Raw genomic sequence first — 14,005 nt, forward strand, 5'->3', positions numbered from 1 at the left:
GTCAGCCGTACTGACCCAAATCAATCGCTGGTACTGACCGGATCGGTGGGGGCGGCAGGCGCATCCGAGGGAAGCGTCTGCGGAGATCCCGGATCGGCCGGCATATCATCCTCCCAGAGGCCGTCATAAACCTGCCCCTCCGAGAAGGTCATTCTTCCCTGACCCTGACGACGCCCGTCCACGAAGTTGCCTTCGTAGACGTCTCCGTTCGGATAGACCATGCGGCCCTCTCCATTCAGCAGGCCGTTCTCCCAATTCCCCTCGAACACATGGCCTTCCGGTAGCACGAGTTTCCCCTGCCCCGAGCGGCGGCCATTGCTGAAGTTGCCTTCGTATTTCGTACCGTTCGGATAGGTCGCCACGCCTTCGCCATCGCGCATGCCGTCGCGCCACTGGCCGGTATAGGTGTATCCATCGTCGGTCGTCAGTGTGCCTTGACCATTGTTGCGACCATCGGCGAACTCGCCCGTATATGTCGCTCCATTCGCATAGACAGCCGTGCCCTCGCCCGAAATCACACCGTCCTGCCAGCTCCCCTCGAAACTGGACCCGTCCGCATAGGTGATCTTGCCCTGGCCATTTGCGCGGCCGTCCACGAAGCTGCCTTCGTAGACCGAACCATCGGGGTACGAGGCTTTGCCCTCGCCTTCGATCTGGTCTTCAAACCAGTCGCCGGTGTAGGAAAAACCGTCCTGTGCCGTCAGCGTTCCGGCACCGTGGCGCTGATCCTCCTTGAACCCGCCCACGTAAACGTCGCCATTGGCGGACACGAGCCGCCCCAGCCCTTCCCGCCTGCCAGAGACGAAGGCGCCCTCGTATGTGATTCCATCGGGCTGTGTCAGGCGTCCCTCGCCGTTGACCTGCCCGGCCTTCCAGCCCCCTTCGTAGCGCGCGCCATCCGCGGAAACGAGGAGGCCCGAACCTTCCGGAAGCCCCGCGGCAATCTCGCCCTCGTAGTAGCTCCCATCCGCATAGTCGATCCGACCGATGCCTTCTTTCTCGCCGGCAACCCAGTCGCCCTCATAGCCGTAGCCATCTGCGCCGGTGAGCTTGCCCTTGCCGTCTTGTTTGCCGCCGGAAAACTGGCCTTCGTAGCGCATCCCGTTCGCGTAGATCGCGACGCCTTCGCCGTCGATCACGCCCGCCTTCCAGGTGCCTTCGTAGACATTGCCGTTCGGATAGGTCAGCGTTCCGACACCGTTGGGCCGGCCATTGGCGAATTCGCCGATATAGACGGAACCATCGGGGAAGGTTGCCCGACCTTCGCCCTGGATCTGACCCTCCACCCATTCACCGGCATATTCGTATCCATTGGGAAGCGTGTAGGTACCGGTGCCATGCTGGAGACCGTCCACGAACTGGCCTTCGTAGACGCCCCCATTGTCGTATTCCTTGGTGAGGACCGCCGTCTGGCCAAGCGCCGCCCCGGCCTGCAAAAGACCGACGGAAAGGGTGATCGCTGGAAGTGTTCTTGCTCGTATCACGAATAGCTCCTGCCCAGCGCGCAGCCGGTTCTGATTGCCCGGAACTTACTCAATTGGGGGGTCGGGCCACAATGCCTAATCTCTGTTCGAGTGGCCGGGCAAACGGACGCATCAGCGCAATACAGGAACACTCGGCACCGCCTTCGACTGCCGCAGTTCGGCGAGCGATTCCCGTATCACGACCGATGCGCCCTGTATGGCGAGGCCCGCCATGACGGACGCCACGATCACGTCAGGCCAGCCGGTGCCGGACCCGAAAACCCCGAGCGCAGCGGCAAGAACCGCGAAATTGGCAACGACGTCGTTTCGCGAGCAGATCCAGACCGATCGCATGTTTGCATCCCCTTCGCGGAACGCGAGCAGAAGCAGAAGGCAGGCACCGTTGACGACCAACGCCGCCAGACCCACAAGGCCCATTGTGCTCCAGCCGGGGACAGTCCCGTGGAGGCTGTGCCAGACGACGGTTCCAATGACCCAGAGCCCGAACAGGCCCATTGAAATGCCCTTCAGCAGCGCTGCCCGCGCTCTGGCGCGCAGGCCAAGCCCCAGCACGAAAAGAGAAATGCCGTAATTCGCCGCGTCCGCGAAGAAATCGAGCGCATCGGCTTGCAGCGATGCCGAACCGGCCGCCAGCCCGGCGACGATCTCGACGCCGAACATAATCGCGTTCAGGATCAGCACGATCCAGAGAATCCGACGAATCCGCGAAGATGCCGGACCTAGGGCGACGCAGCTATCGGAGGAACAACAGGGCATTTCATCCTTTCTCGGTCGAGGCTTGCACAGCGTAGTCAGGAATGCGGAAGAATGACAGGGGATGAAACCCGCACCTAGCGAACCTCGCTATTCCCAGCATTGTCTTCCACCACTTCCGGGAGGTATGCCAATCCAGTTAATTTTCAGGAGGGTATGGATCGGAAATGTCGGGAAGATTTCGACTGACCCTCGCGCAGATCAATTCCACGCTCGGGGATCTGACTGGCAATCGGGCAAGAGCGCGAGAGGGCCACGCCGCCGGCAAAGCCGCCGGGGCCGATTTCGTCGCCTTGCCGGAGATGTTTCTTGTCGGTCAGTACCCACGAGATCTTACCGCGAAAGCGGCTTTCTGCGCCGATGCCTGGCGTGAACTCCAGATGCTTGCGGTTGAACTGGGCGATGGTCCGGCGCTCGGCATCGGGCTCCCCATCCTGGAGTCTGACGGCCGGTGTTTCAACGCATACGCGATTCTCCGAGATGGCAAGCTCCAAGGCTACGCGAGGAAACACCATCTCCCGAATCATGGTGCCTTCGATGAGACGCGGATCTTCGCATCCGGTCCCGTTTCCGGGCCTTTCGGGATGGGTCCGGTCCGGGTGGGCGTTCCGATCGGGGAGGATGCCCGGCATCCCGACGTGACCGAGACACTGGCTGAATGCGGCGCCGAAATCCTATTTGTTCCAGACAGTTCTCCCTATCATCACGGGATTCACGATCTGCGGATCGGGGAGATGGTCACGCGTGTGGTCGAGACCGGCTTGCCCTTTGTCTACCTCAATGCGGTGGGTGGGCAGGACGAGCAGATCTTCGATGGCGGCTCTTTCGTGCTCAATCCTCATGGCCGGTTGGCCGTTCAGTTGCCTTCCTTTGACGAGGTAATCGCGCATGTGGATTTCGAGGAGACCGCGGAAGGTTGGTGTGCTGTTCCGGGCGAGCGGGCGATCCACCCGCCGCTGATCGAGCAGGACTATCGCGGGATGATCGTGGCGCTTCATGATCATGTGACGAAATCGGGCGTCTCGAAGGTGGTTCTGGGCCTATCCGGCGGGGTGGACAGCGCGCTGGTCGCCGCCATTGCCGCCGATGCACTCGGGCCCGAGAACCTGCGCTGCGTGACGCTGCCGTCGGAAGACACCTCCGCGCAATCGCTCGAGGACGCCACTGGCCTCGCGAAGGCGCTCGGCTGCCCGCTTCACGAGGTTCCCATCGCGCCCGCTCGGGCGGCCATCACGGAGACGCTTCAGCCCCTTCTGAATGGGCGCGCACGGGACGCGACCGAAGCGACCACCCTGTCACGGCTGCGCGGGCTCCTGCTGATGACGCTTTCGGAAGCCTTCGGAGAGATGCTGCTCATCGCTGGAAATAAGATTGACCTGGCAGTGGGTTACATTGCGGATTACGGCGGCTACAACCCGATCAAGGACCTTTACAAGAGCCGCGTTATCGAGATCTGCCGCTGGCGCAATGCGAACCATCGCCCGTGGATGAAAGGCAACGAGGGCGAGGTGATCCCGGTGCGTGTGATCGACGAGGCGCTCGCGGCGGAGCAGCGCGCCGATGGGAAGGCTGGAGATGCTCTGCCACCCCTTGGAATTCTCGACCGGATCCTTGAGCATCTGATCGAGGATGACATGGGCGTGGGCGAGATCGTGGACCTCGGCTTCGAGCGCGAAGAGGTGAAGAGGGTCGAGCACCGGCTTTACAGCCGCGAAGCGGAGCGCCTCCGAGCGGCGCCCGGGCCGAAGCTCACCCGGAAGGCTTTCTGGCCCGACAGGCGTTATCCGGTCGTGCACCGCTGGCGTGATCCGACCTGACCACATTGCACACGCCGACTTTTGGCTAGACGCAACAGAGGGTCGGCGACCGTCCGAAGGTGGGAGCAGATGCCGGTTGAGGTCATCGATTTATGGTCGAGACACCCGAAGGCAAAGCTGGCGCGCCAACGTTACGGATGCGACCGCCCAGTCAGGCGGACGGTCGCAGGCCCGGCGGTGCTGCGCACCTCGTTTCGGGCCGAGGGCAGCGGCGCCTTCCTTGTATGCTATGGCGTCCGCAATGACGCGCTGGGCCCGTTTTTTCGTTCATTAACAGGCATTTGTCTCATGCATATTGTATGCAGCTTCCATGCATATTTCATGCATATTTCATGCATATTTCATGCATACGATTTGCGCCCTGCGATGGTTGGTTAATGGTCCGGCGGGCCGCGATCACCGGGGTTGGCCGGGACTGGTGCGCCCCGCCTCCGCGTCATCGGCAAGAAGCCCCGAAGCAAGCTGCTCGAAGGCGGTGATGGCGTCCTGCAGGACATCATCGGGCGTATCGCTTGAGGCGACCCAGAGCGCGGCGTTGAGCGCGGCCCCGTTCAGAAGGCGTGCGGCGGCCTCGATGGCGACGGGCTTGATCGCGCCCTTCGCGGCCAGGGTCTCCAGGCTGCGCATCGTCGCGGTGAGACAGGCGTTCTGGCTCGGCCATTGCGAGGGATCGCCCAGCACGGCCGGGCCGTCGAGCAGGACGATGCGCCGGACCTCGGGGTTCCGCGCCGCCTCGATATAGGCCGATCCCTCGGCCAGCAGCTTGTCCCACGCGCTGCCCCCCCTCCGCTCGGCCTCCGCCATGGCACCGGCGGCCATCTCCCCGTCGACCTCTTCGACGACGGCCGCGAGCAGGCCGCGCTTGTCGCCGAAATTGTGATAGAGGGCGCCGCGCGTCAGCCCGACGGCCGCGGTCAGGTCGTCCATCGACGTGCCCGAATAGCCCTTCTCGGTAAAGGCGCGCCGTGCGGCCGCGATCAGCTTGGCGCGGGTCTCCTCCATCATCTGCGCTCTCTTGCCGGCCATGCTCCCTCTCCCTCCGGTGCGAAGACCGGCCGTTGACATACGTAGCGTATGTGAATTAACTCGCATACGAAGCGTATACCAATTCGCCGTGCGAGGCGACACCCCGAAAGGATGCCCCGAATGCTCCGCAACCAACCCGTCTTTCCCGCCAATCGCCACGCCCTCTATGAACAGCACGGCTATTCCGCCGCGATCCGGTCGGGCGATCTGCTCTTCGTCTCCGGGCAGGTCGGCAGCCGGCCGGACGGCTCGCCCGAGCCCGATTTCGCACGACAGGTGCAACTGGCCTTCGACAATCTCAAGGCCGTGCTCGAGGCGGCGGGATGCGGCCCGGAAGACATCGTCGATGTCACGACGTTCCACACCGATCCCGAGGCGCAGTTCGGCGATGTCATGGCCGCGAAGGCCCGCGTCTTTCCCGAGCCTCCCTACCCGAACTGGACGGCACTCGGCGTCAACTGGTTGGCGGGCTTCGACTTCGAGATCAAGGTCATCGCCCGCTGCCCCGCGCAGTAGCACGAGAAGAATGGCCCGCAGCTACGCGCGCCGAAGCACCATCCCGGCATGGTGAAGGACGCCGTCCACGAAATCGCCGTCGGCCGTGAAGCCGGTGTCGTCCCGGTAGTCGATGTGATCACCCGTCACCTCGTATCGACCGGTATAGGCCGCCTCTCGCGTGCCGCGCGCCTCGACATAACGACCATCCGGCAGAAGCTCGTGCCGGATGTGGCCGTCCGCTGTGACCCACAGTCCGATGTAGGGGTGGATCATGGTCACATGGTCCGCGTGGGGCGGATGACGATCTCGTTCACGTCTACATCCTCGGGCTGTTCCAGCGCGAACCGGACGGCGCGGGCGATGGCGTCCGGTTTCAGGGCGATGGCCCGGTAGATCTTCATCCCTTCGGCCGCGACGGGGTCGGTGATGCTGTCGGCAAGTTCGCTTTCCACCACGCCGGGGTGAATGCAGGTCACGCGGATGTCCGGGTGCTCCTGCCGCAGCCCGTCCGAGATCGCGCGCACCGCGAATTTCGTGGCACAGTAGACCGCGGCTGTCGGCGAGGCGGTCAGTGCCCCGATCGAACCGATGTTGATCACATGCCCCGATCCGAGCGCGGTCATCTGCGGCAGAACGGCCGCGATCCCGTAGAGCGTGCCCTTGATGTTCACGTCCACCATCCGATCCCACTCATCGATCTTGAGCGAGGCCAATGCCGAAAGCGGCATCACACCGGCATTGTTCACGATGGCATCGACGCGCCCCCATTCGGCACGGGCCGCGTCGGCAAACGCAGCAACGCCGGGGGCGTCCGTTACGTCAAGCGCGCGGAAGCGGACATTCTCGCCCAGCTCGCTGGCCAATGCAGCCAGCCGGTCCGTCCGCCGCGCCCCGATCATGAGCTTCGCGCCCGCGGCCGCCAGTTCCCTGGCGATGCCCTCGCCAATGCCGCTGGAGGCGCCGGTGATTAGAATGACCTTGTCCATGTCGTGCTCCATCATCTGCATGATGAAGCTAGACAGGTCGCAGTGTCGTCGGTATCCGCTAAGTCATGGACGCAGTGTCAAGGCCAGCTAACCAATGGATCTGAATCTCTTGCGGGTCTTTCTGGCAGTTGCCGAGGCAGGAAACTTCAGCGCCGCCGCCGAACGGCTGGGCGTGACGCGTTCCGCCGTCAGCCAGGGCATCCGGCGGCTTGAGGATCAGCGTGGTGTCGCCCTTGTTCACCGCACCACCCGTCACGTGCGCCTGACCGAGGCCGGGGCCGCCTTTCACGCCGCTATTGCGGTGCCCCTTGCCGAGATCAATGCGGCAATGGACGATCTGGCCGTGGTGCCGCAGGGAACGCTGCGCCTCGCCGTCACCTCGATCGCCGAGAGGTTCCTGTCCGGCGCCCTCGTCGCGTCCTTCATGGAGGCCCATCCCCAGGTGGCGCTGGACATCACCGTGACGGATGACGAATTCGATATCGTGGCGGGCGGCTTCGACGCGGGCGTCCGGCTGGGCGAGGTCATCGCCCAGGACATGATCGCCATTCCCCTGACGGGGGAACAGCGGCAGGTCGCCGTCGCCACGCCGGCCTATCTTGCGACCCACGGCACCCCGGCCCATCCGCGCGAACTGATGTCGCATCGGTGCATCGGCTGGCGCCCGGCGCCCGAACGCGCGCCCTACCGGTGGGAATTCGAGGAAAACGGCTCTGCGTTCGATGTCGCGGTTCCGGCGCATCTGACCACCAACGACCTGCAGCTGATGATCCGCACCGCGCTCGCCGGTGGCGGGATCACCTTCGGTATGGAAGAGACCTTTGCCGAGCACATCCGCAGCGCGGCGCTCGTCCCGATCCTGCAGGATTTCCTGCCGCCCTTCGCCGGGTTCTATCTGTTCTATCCGGGCCGCAGGAACAATCCGCCCAAGCTGACGGCAATGATCGAGCATGTCCGTCGCTGGCGCGATCCGTCCTGAGGGCGGACAGCTTGGCTTGCAGCTGGGCCCATGGCACCATCGGTGCTGGGAAACACTGGCACGGAACAAGCCGAAGGCGCCGTGCCTGCGACGGCCCGACCGGACGGGTCGGCGCATCGTCTATGCAGGGGCATACCTCCGGTCTAGGCAATGTCGTCACCGTAAACCACGTTGAACAAGCGGTGGTGCGCCACCCCCCGGTCCGCCGCATGCACGACGTCGAGAACGGAAGCGATCTTGCACGCTTGCCTTCGCCCCGGAACATTTGCCGCTGTCCGCGTGTTTCAGAGCGATACGAAAGCGGACTTGTCCGCGCTTCGGAAACACACAAGAGCAAGGAACATTCCATGCGCAAGGCAGAAACTTTCGCGGGCGGCGACACTGACGCAACGGCCCCCGCGGCCGGTTTCCCGATCTCGGCAGGCATCTTCCTGGGATTGGGGATCGGCGGCTTCTTCGACGGGATCGTGCTGCACCAGATCCTTCAGTGGCACCATATGGCCTCAAGTGCGGGCTTTGCCTCGGATACGGTCGAGGGCCTGAAGTGGAACACGCTCTTCGACGGCCTCTTCCATGCCGCGACATACGTCTTCATCCTGGTGGGGCTCGTTCTTCTGTGGCGCGCGGCCAGGAAACCCCATCGGCCCTGGTCGAGCCGCCGGCTTGTCGGCAGCCTGCTGGCGGGTTTCGGGCTGTTCAACCTCGTCGAGGGCCTCGTGAACCATCAGATCCTCGGAATTCACCATGTGAACGAGACCGTGCCGCGCAGCCAGTGGATCTACTGGGATATCGGTTTCCTCGTCTGGGGCGCGGCGATGCTTGTGGCCGGCGTCGCCCTCCTGAGGCGCAGAACGGCATGAGGTCGGACAGCGCCGGGCCAACTGCCTGCCCGGCGCCGTCCGTTTTCGGGTTCTCAGAGATACATCAGCCCCAGGGAGATCACGATGCCCGAGAGGATCAGGTGCAGGGTGCAGAAGCCCATGATGTCCTTGGCCCTGAGCCCCGCGATGCCCAGGATCGGCAGCGCCCAGAAGGGCTGGACCATGTTGGTCCAGGCATCGCCCCAGGCGACGGCCATTGCGGCGCGGGCGGAGTCGACGCCCAGCGCCTCGGCGGCGGGCAGGATCACCGGGGCCTGAACCGCCCACTGGCCGCCCCCCGAGGGCACGAAGAAGTTCACGATACCCGCGCTGAGGAAGGCCCAGAACGGCAGCGTCGCCTCGCTCGCGATCGAAACCAGGGCATTCGAGATCGTCACGGCGAGACCGGAGCCCACCATGATCGCCATGATCCCGGCATAGAACGGGAACTGGATCACGATCCCCGCCCCGCCCTTCACGCCTTCATTTAGGCTCGCGAGCAGGTGCCGTGCGCTGCCGTGGAGCACGATGGCGACCATCAGGAACAGGAAGTTGACGATGTTGAGCGTGAGCCCGCCCGATCGCACGAAATAGTCCACGAGATAGGCAAGCCCGGACACACCGATGGCAACGGGGAGGATCTTGCTGTCCATCATCCGTTCGGAGGGCGTGTCGGCCTGGGCCACTGGCATTTCGGCGTCCTTGATGAGGGCCGGGTCCACATAGACGCTCTCGCTTTCGGGTGGCATCATCATCCGGTTGACCAGCGGCACCACGATCAGGAGTGCCCCGACGATGGCAAGGTTGAAGCCCGAGAAGATCGTCTCGCCGGTGCCGATGACCCCGATCTGGTCCTGAAAGGGATGGCCCTCCGTGGCGACGGCGAGCGGAATGGAACCTGCGAGCCCGCCGTGCCAGATCAGGAAGCCCGAATAGGCCGAGGCCACGAGAAGCCGGTAGTCCACGCGGATCTTGCGCGCGATCTCCTTGGCGAAGAGCGCACCCACGACAAGGCCGAAGCCCCAGTTGAGCCAGCTTGCCACGAGCGAGACGTAGCTCACCAGGAGGATCGCCGCGCCGGGCGAGGTGGCGACATCCGCGAGGCGGGCCAGCAGCCGCCGGACCACGGGCGTCGAGGCCATCATGTAGCCGGTGACGAGCACGAGCAGCATCTGCATGGAAAACTGCAGCAGTGACCAGAAGCCGTCGCCCCACATGCGGATGACCGCAAGCGGGGACTGCGCCTCCACGATCATCGCGGCCAGGGCCACGATCACGGTCAGGATCAGGACGAACATGTAGGGATCGGGCAGATACCGATCCATCAGCCGCACCAGCGGCCGGGAAATGATGTTGAGCAAGGCAGCTTCCCCCTATTTACGTTTCTCTTTGCCGGCCCGGGGGCCGGCACTCTCGTTTTCGTGGTCGCATGAGACAAACGCGTAAGTGCCGGGGCGGACCTCGAAGGCCAACACACCTCACAGGATCGTGAACCCCTTCGCTCTGATCGCGGCCCGCGTCCGGATCCTGCGGCTCGGGCAAACGCCATATTTCTGACATGCTTCGGTCACGAAACAGTCGCAATCCTTACCCAAAGACAAGCGGGCATCCCAAACGGAGTTCCCCCATGCATCTAAAGCTTGCCGGGTTCGTCTCCACCGCCGCGCTGGCAGCCGCCCTGCCGCTTCAGGCCGAGACGATCTTCAACCGCATTGCCGCCTTCCCGGTTCCCGAGAACCTTCCCGCCGATGCCGATCCAGCCACCGAGACCTCGGCGGAGATCATCGACGCGACCGAGGACGGCATGACGCTGGTCTATTCCGACAGCCCGCTCGGCGCGATCGGCCTTGTGGACATCACCGATCCCTTTGCCCCGGCACCGGGCGGATCGGTGGACATGGAGGGCGAACCCACAGCCGTGGCCATTCTCGGCAGCGAGACCGCCTTCGTGGGCGTGAACACGTCCCCGAGCTATACCGAGCCCTCGGGGCATCTGGCCGCCGTTTCGCTGAGCGAGAAATCCATCACCGCGACCTGCGACCTGGGCGGGCAGCCCGACAGCGTTGCTGTGGCGCCTGATGGCAGCTTCGTGGCGATCGCCATCGAGAACGAGCGCGACGAGGATCTCAACGATGGCATCATCCCGCAGATGCCGGCGGGCTACCTCGCGATCGTGCCGCTCGAGGGTGGCGCGATGGCCTGCGACGGGTTGATCAAGGCGGATGTGAGCGGTCTGGGCGGTGTTGCGCCCTCCGATCCCGAGCCGGAGTTCGTCGCGATCAACGCGGCGGGCGAGATCGCGCTCACGATGCAGGAGAACAATTACGTCGTCATCCTGGACCAGCAGGGCAATGTGACCTCGCATTTCGACGCCGGCAGCGTGGATATCGAGGGCATCGACATCGCCGAGGATGACGCGCTCGACTTCACCGGTTCGCTTTCGGGCGTGAAGCGCGAGCCTGATGCGGTGAAATGGCTCTCCACGGGGCAGATCGTCATTGCCAACGAGGGCGATTACGAGGGTGGCTCGCGCGGCTTCACCATCTTCAATACCGACGGCTCCGTCGCCTACGAGAGCGGCCCGGCCTTCGAGCACGAAGCGATCAAGATCGGCCACTACCCGGAAGCCCGCTCCGAGAACAAGGGCGTCGAGCCCGAGGGTCTCGCGACCGGCACCTTCGGCGACAGCGACTACATCTTCGTTCTGTCCGAGCGCGGTTCCGTGGTCGGCGTCTACCGCATGGAAGACGGCACGCCCACGTTCGTGCAGGCCCTGCCCTCGGGTATCGGGCCGGAAAGCGCCGTGGCGATCCCCTCGCGCAACCTGCTTGCCACGGCGAACGAGGTGGATCTCATCGAGGATGGCGGCGTGCGCTCGCATGTCATGCTCTTCGAGGCCCAGGAAGACGCGGCACCGGCCTATCCGTCGATCACCACCGAGGGCATGGACGCGCTCACCGGTTTCGGTGCGCTTTCGGGTCTTGCGGCATCCGAAACGCCCGGTCGGCTCTATGCAGTCAACGACAGCTTCTACGGCGGCCAGCCGACGATCTTCGAGATCGACGCCACCCAGGCGCCGGCGAAGATCATCAAGGCGATCCGCGTGACCGAAGACGGCGCACCGGCGGCCAAGCTCGACCAGGAAGGCATCGCGCTCGACGGCATGGGCGGCTTCTGGATTGCCTCCGAGGGTCGCAGCGACCGCGAGATCCCGCACGCGATCTACCATGTGGATGGCGAAGGCGCGATCACCGACACGATCCCCTTTGCGGACGAGCTGCTGGCGCATGAGACACGCTTCGGCGCCGAGGGCATCGCGGTATCGGGCTCCAAGCTCTGGATCGCCATCCAGCGCGAATGGGCCGACGACCCCGAAGGCATGGTGAAGCTGGTTTCCTACGATCTCGAGACCGGTGAATGGGGCGCGGTGCACTACCCGCTCGAGCCCAAGGGCGAAGGCTGGGTGGGCCTCAGCGAGATCACCATTCATGGCGACCACGCCTACATCCTCGAGCGCGACAACCAGATCGGTGGGGCGGCGAAACTGAAGAAGCTCTACCGCGTGCCGCTTGCGGAGATGCAGCCCGCAGCGCTCGGGGGCGAGCTTCCGGTGGTGACCAAGGAAGAGGTCCGCGACTTCATCCCCGACCTCGAAGCCGCCAATGGCTATGTCGTCGACAAGATCGAGGGTTTCACCATCGATTCCGCCGGCTATGCCTTCGCCGTGACCGACAATGACGGCGTGGACGACAGCTCGGGCGAGACCCACTTCCTCAAGCTCGGCCCGCTCGAGGCGATGTGATCGCCGTCAGGTGCATGAGAACGAAAAACGGGCCCTCACGAGGGCCCGTTTCCCTGTTTCCGCTCTGTGCGTCGGGATCAGACGCCGAGGCAGAGATACTTGATCTCGAGGTAGTCATCGCAGCCGTATTTCGATCCTTCGCGGCCCTGGCCGGACTGCTTCACCCCGCCGAAGGGCGCGACCTCGGTGGAGATCAGGCCGGTGTTGATGCCGACCATGCCGTATTCGAGCGCCTCGGCCACCTTGAACACGCGGGAGAGGTCGCGGGCGTAGAAGTAGGATGCCAGACCGAAGATCGTGTCATTGGCCTGCTCGATCACGTCATCGACGGTGTCGAACTTGAAGAGGGGGGCAACGGGACCGAAGGTTTCCTCGCTGGCCACCTTCATTTCCTTTGTCACGCCGGTCAGCACCGTGGGCTGGAAGAAGGTGCCGCCGCGCTCATGCGGCTTGCCGCCGGAGACGACCGACGCGCCCTTGGAAACCGCGTCCGAGATGTGATCCTCGACCTTTTCCACCGCGGATTTCGAGATCAGCGGCCCGGCCGCGACACCATCCTCGAAACCGTCACCGACCTTCATGGCCTCGACGGCCTTCACCAGCTTCTCGGCAAAGGCATCGTAGACGCCGGCCTGGACGTAGATGCGGTTCGCGCACACGCAGGTCTGGCCGTTGTTGCGATACTTGGAGATCATCGCGCCTTCGACGGCGGCATCGAGATCGGCATCATCGAAGACGATGAAGGGCGCGTTGCCGCCCAGCTCCATCGAGGTCTTCTGGATCTGCTCGGCGGACTGCTTCATCAGGATGCGGCCGACTTCGGTGGAGCCGGTGAAGGTCAGCTTGCGCACCTTCGCGTTGGAGCAGAACTCCTCGCCGATGGGCGCGCTGCGCTTCGCGGTCACGACACTGAAGAGACCTGCGGGCAGACCGGCGTCCTCGGCCAGCTTCGCCATCACGAGGGCGGAGAGCGGCGTTTCGCTTGCGGGCTTCGAGACGAAGGCACAACCGACAGCCAGCGCCGGTGCGACCTTGCGCGCGATCATCGCGTTCGGGAAGTTCCAGGGCGTGATGGAGGCCACGACGCCAACGGGCTGCTTCATGACGATGATGCGCTTGTCCGGCTGGTGGCCGGGGATCACGTCGCCGTAGACGCGCTTGGCCTCTTCGGAGAACCACTCGATGAAGGACGCCCCGTAGAGGATCTCGCCGCGCGCCTCGGCGAAGGGCTTGCCCATTTCCGCCGTCAGGATCGCGCCGAGGTCATCGGCATTGGCGACCATCAGGTCATACCATTTGCGCAGCACCGCCGCGCGCTCCTTGCCCGTCTTCGCGGCCCAGTCCTTCTGGGCGACATAGGCGGCGTCGATCGCCTTCCGCGCGTCCTCGACGCCCAGATCCGGAAGCGTCGCGATCACCTCGCCGGTCGAGGGATTGGTGACCTCGAACTGTGCGGAGGCATCTCCCGCCTTGATCCAGCGGCCACCGACGAGGGCGGCCTCAACCAGAAGCTCGGGGTTCGACAGCCGGCTGGCGAGCGACGTCGCCTTCGGCTTCTCTTCGAGAATGGTTGCGCTCATGGTTTGCTTTCCTCAGCCTGTTTCACTCGGCGGGGGCGCCAAGCGTGTTTTCGGCCCATCCGGCTGCCCGCCATGCGATCAGGCATACGGCGCCTCGACGATGTCTCCTCCCCCGTCATGGGGAGGACGTTGCCCTTGCGAGGCCAAGTGTCAAGGGAGCGCGGCCAGACTTCGACCCATTCCGCCTCCCGTCAGACAGGGGCTTGCCCCTGGGATTGTG

At 64.3% G+C, this 14,005-nt stretch carries 12 protein-coding genes; 5 read left to right on the forward strand and 7 right to left on the reverse strand.

What is annotated here, in order from left to right:
• Positions 1 to 20 precede the first annotated feature (20 nt).
• Both ACP15W_RS07820 and ACP15W_RS07825 read right to left on the reverse strand, forming a co-directional pair.
• On the reverse strand, positions 21 to 1,484 hold the full coding sequence (locus ACP15W_RS07820) for an MORN repeat-containing protein (protein WP_424932311.1): 1,464 nt from the start codon (positions 1,482 to 1,484) through the stop codon (positions 21 to 23).
• 111 nt (positions 1,485 to 1,595) lie between these two features.
• On the reverse strand, positions 1,596 to 2,165 hold the full coding sequence (locus ACP15W_RS07825; protein ID WP_424932312.1) for a cation transporter: 570 nt from the start codon (positions 2,163 to 2,165) through the stop codon (positions 1,596 to 1,598).
• A gap of 239 nt (positions 2,166 to 2,404) precedes the next feature.
• On the opposite strand from ACP15W_RS07825, the gene ACP15W_RS07830 reads away from it, so the two are divergent.
• On the forward strand, positions 2,405 to 4,054 hold the full coding sequence (locus tag ACP15W_RS07830) for an NAD+ synthase (protein WP_424932313.1): 1,650 nt from the start codon (positions 2,405 to 2,407) through the stop codon (positions 4,052 to 4,054).
• Positions 4,055 to 4,450: 396 nt separating this feature from the next.
• Here the strand turns inward: ACP15W_RS07830 and ACP15W_RS07835 are convergent, their stop codons facing one another.
• Positions 4,451 to 5,080 carry a TetR/AcrR family transcriptional regulator gene (locus ACP15W_RS07835; protein ID WP_424932314.1) on the reverse strand — a complete coding sequence of 210 codons (630 nt, stop codon included), beginning with the start codon at positions 5,078 to 5,080 and terminating at the stop codon, positions 4,451 to 4,453.
• A gap of 120 nt (positions 5,081 to 5,200) precedes the next feature.
• On the opposite strand from ACP15W_RS07835, the gene ACP15W_RS07840 reads away from it, so the two are divergent.
• The gene (locus ACP15W_RS07840; RefSeq protein ID WP_424932315.1) at positions 5,201 to 5,596 is read left to right on the forward strand and encodes a RidA family protein; all 396 of its coding nucleotides are present in this window, start codon (positions 5,201 to 5,203) and stop codon (positions 5,594 to 5,596) included.
• Positions 5,597 to 5,617: 21 nt separating this feature from the next.
• On the opposite strand, the gene ACP15W_RS07845 is transcribed toward ACP15W_RS07840, so the two are convergent.
• Positions 5,618 to 5,851, reverse strand: coding sequence for an Atu4866 domain-containing protein (locus ACP15W_RS07845; protein ID WP_424932316.1), 234 nt, complete (start codon positions 5,849 to 5,851; stop codon positions 5,618 to 5,620).
• Positions 5,852 to 5,853: 2 nt separating this feature from the next.
• Complete coding sequence (locus tag ACP15W_RS07850; protein ID WP_424932317.1) at positions 5,854 to 6,564, reverse strand: SDR family oxidoreductase; 711 nt, start codon at positions 6,562 to 6,564, stop codon at positions 5,854 to 5,856.
• A 94-nt stretch (positions 6,565 to 6,658) separates the two neighbouring features.
• Between ACP15W_RS07850 and ACP15W_RS07855 the strand changes: the two genes are divergently transcribed.
• Positions 6,659 to 7,543, forward strand: coding sequence for a LysR family transcriptional regulator (locus ACP15W_RS07855; protein ID WP_424932318.1), 885 nt, complete (start codon positions 6,659 to 6,661; stop codon positions 7,541 to 7,543).
• A gap of 347 nt (positions 7,544 to 7,890) precedes the next feature.
• On the forward strand, positions 7,891 to 8,403 hold the full coding sequence (locus tag ACP15W_RS07860; protein ID WP_424932319.1) for a DUF2243 domain-containing protein: 513 nt from the start codon (positions 7,891 to 7,893) through the stop codon (positions 8,401 to 8,403).
• A gap of 53 nt (positions 8,404 to 8,456) precedes the next feature.
• Here ACP15W_RS07860 and ACP15W_RS07865 read toward each other — a convergent pair whose 3' ends face one another.
• Positions 8,457 to 9,764 (reverse strand): short-chain fatty acid transporter, encoded by a 1,308-nt coding sequence (locus ACP15W_RS07865; protein WP_424932320.1) that lies wholly within the window; start codon positions 9,762 to 9,764, stop codon positions 8,457 to 8,459.
• A gap of 266 nt (positions 9,765 to 10,030) precedes the next feature.
• Here ACP15W_RS07865 and ACP15W_RS07870 point away from each other — a divergent pair, with 266 nt between their 5' ends.
• Positions 10,031 to 12,205, forward strand: a complete 2,175-nt coding sequence (locus ACP15W_RS07870; protein WP_424932321.1) for an esterase-like activity of phytase family protein — start codon at positions 10,031 to 10,033, stop codon at positions 12,203 to 12,205.
• Positions 12,206 to 12,282: 77 nt separating this feature from the next.
• Here ACP15W_RS07870 and ACP15W_RS07875 read toward each other — a convergent pair whose 3' ends face one another.
• On the reverse strand, positions 12,283 to 13,785 hold the full coding sequence (locus ACP15W_RS07875) for an NAD-dependent succinate-semialdehyde dehydrogenase (RefSeq protein WP_424932322.1): 1,503 nt from the start codon (positions 13,783 to 13,785) through the stop codon (positions 12,283 to 12,285).
• Between the last annotated feature and the right edge of the window lie 220 nt (positions 13,786 to 14,005).

It is taken from the genome of Amaricoccus macauensis, assembly GCF_049800915.1.
GTDB classification, from domain to species: Bacteria; Pseudomonadota; Alphaproteobacteria; order Rhodobacterales; family Rhodobacteraceae; genus Amaricoccus; species Amaricoccus macauensis_A.

Bases quoted from the DNA above. Each gene is read 5' to 3' on its own strand.
- ACP15W_RS07855 (WP_424932318.1), top strand. From the start codon at position 6,659: ATGGATCTGAATCTCTTGCGGGTCTTTCTGGCAGTTGCCGAGGCAGGA.
- ACP15W_RS07860 (WP_424932319.1), top strand. From the start codon at position 7,891: ATGCGCAAGGCAGAAACTTTCGCGGGCGGCGACACTGACGCAACGGCC.
- ACP15W_RS07870 (WP_424932321.1), top strand. From the start codon at position 10,031: ATGCATCTAAAGCTTGCCGGGTTCGTCTCCACCGCCGCGCTGGCAGCC.
- ACP15W_RS07830 (WP_424932313.1), top strand. From the start codon at position 2,405: ATGTCGGGAAGATTTCGACTGACCCTCGCGCAGATCAATTCCACGCTC.
- ACP15W_RS07850 (WP_424932317.1), bottom strand. From the start codon at position 6,564: ATGGACAAGGTCATTCTAATCACCGGCGCCTCCAGCGGCATTGGCGAG.
- ACP15W_RS07835 (WP_424932314.1), bottom strand. From the start codon at position 5,080: ATGGCCGGCAAGAGAGCGCAGATGATGGAGGAGACCCGCGCCAAGCTG.
- ACP15W_RS07845 (WP_424932316.1), bottom strand. From the start codon at position 5,851: ATGATCCACCCCTACATCGGACTGTGGGTCACAGCGGACGGCCACATC.
- ACP15W_RS07840 (WP_424932315.1), top strand. From the start codon at position 5,201: ATGCTCCGCAACCAACCCGTCTTTCCCGCCAATCGCCACGCCCTCTAT.
- ACP15W_RS07875 (WP_424932322.1), bottom strand. From the start codon at position 13,785: ATGAGCGCAACCATTCTCGAAGAGAAGCCGAAGGCGACGTCGCTCGCC.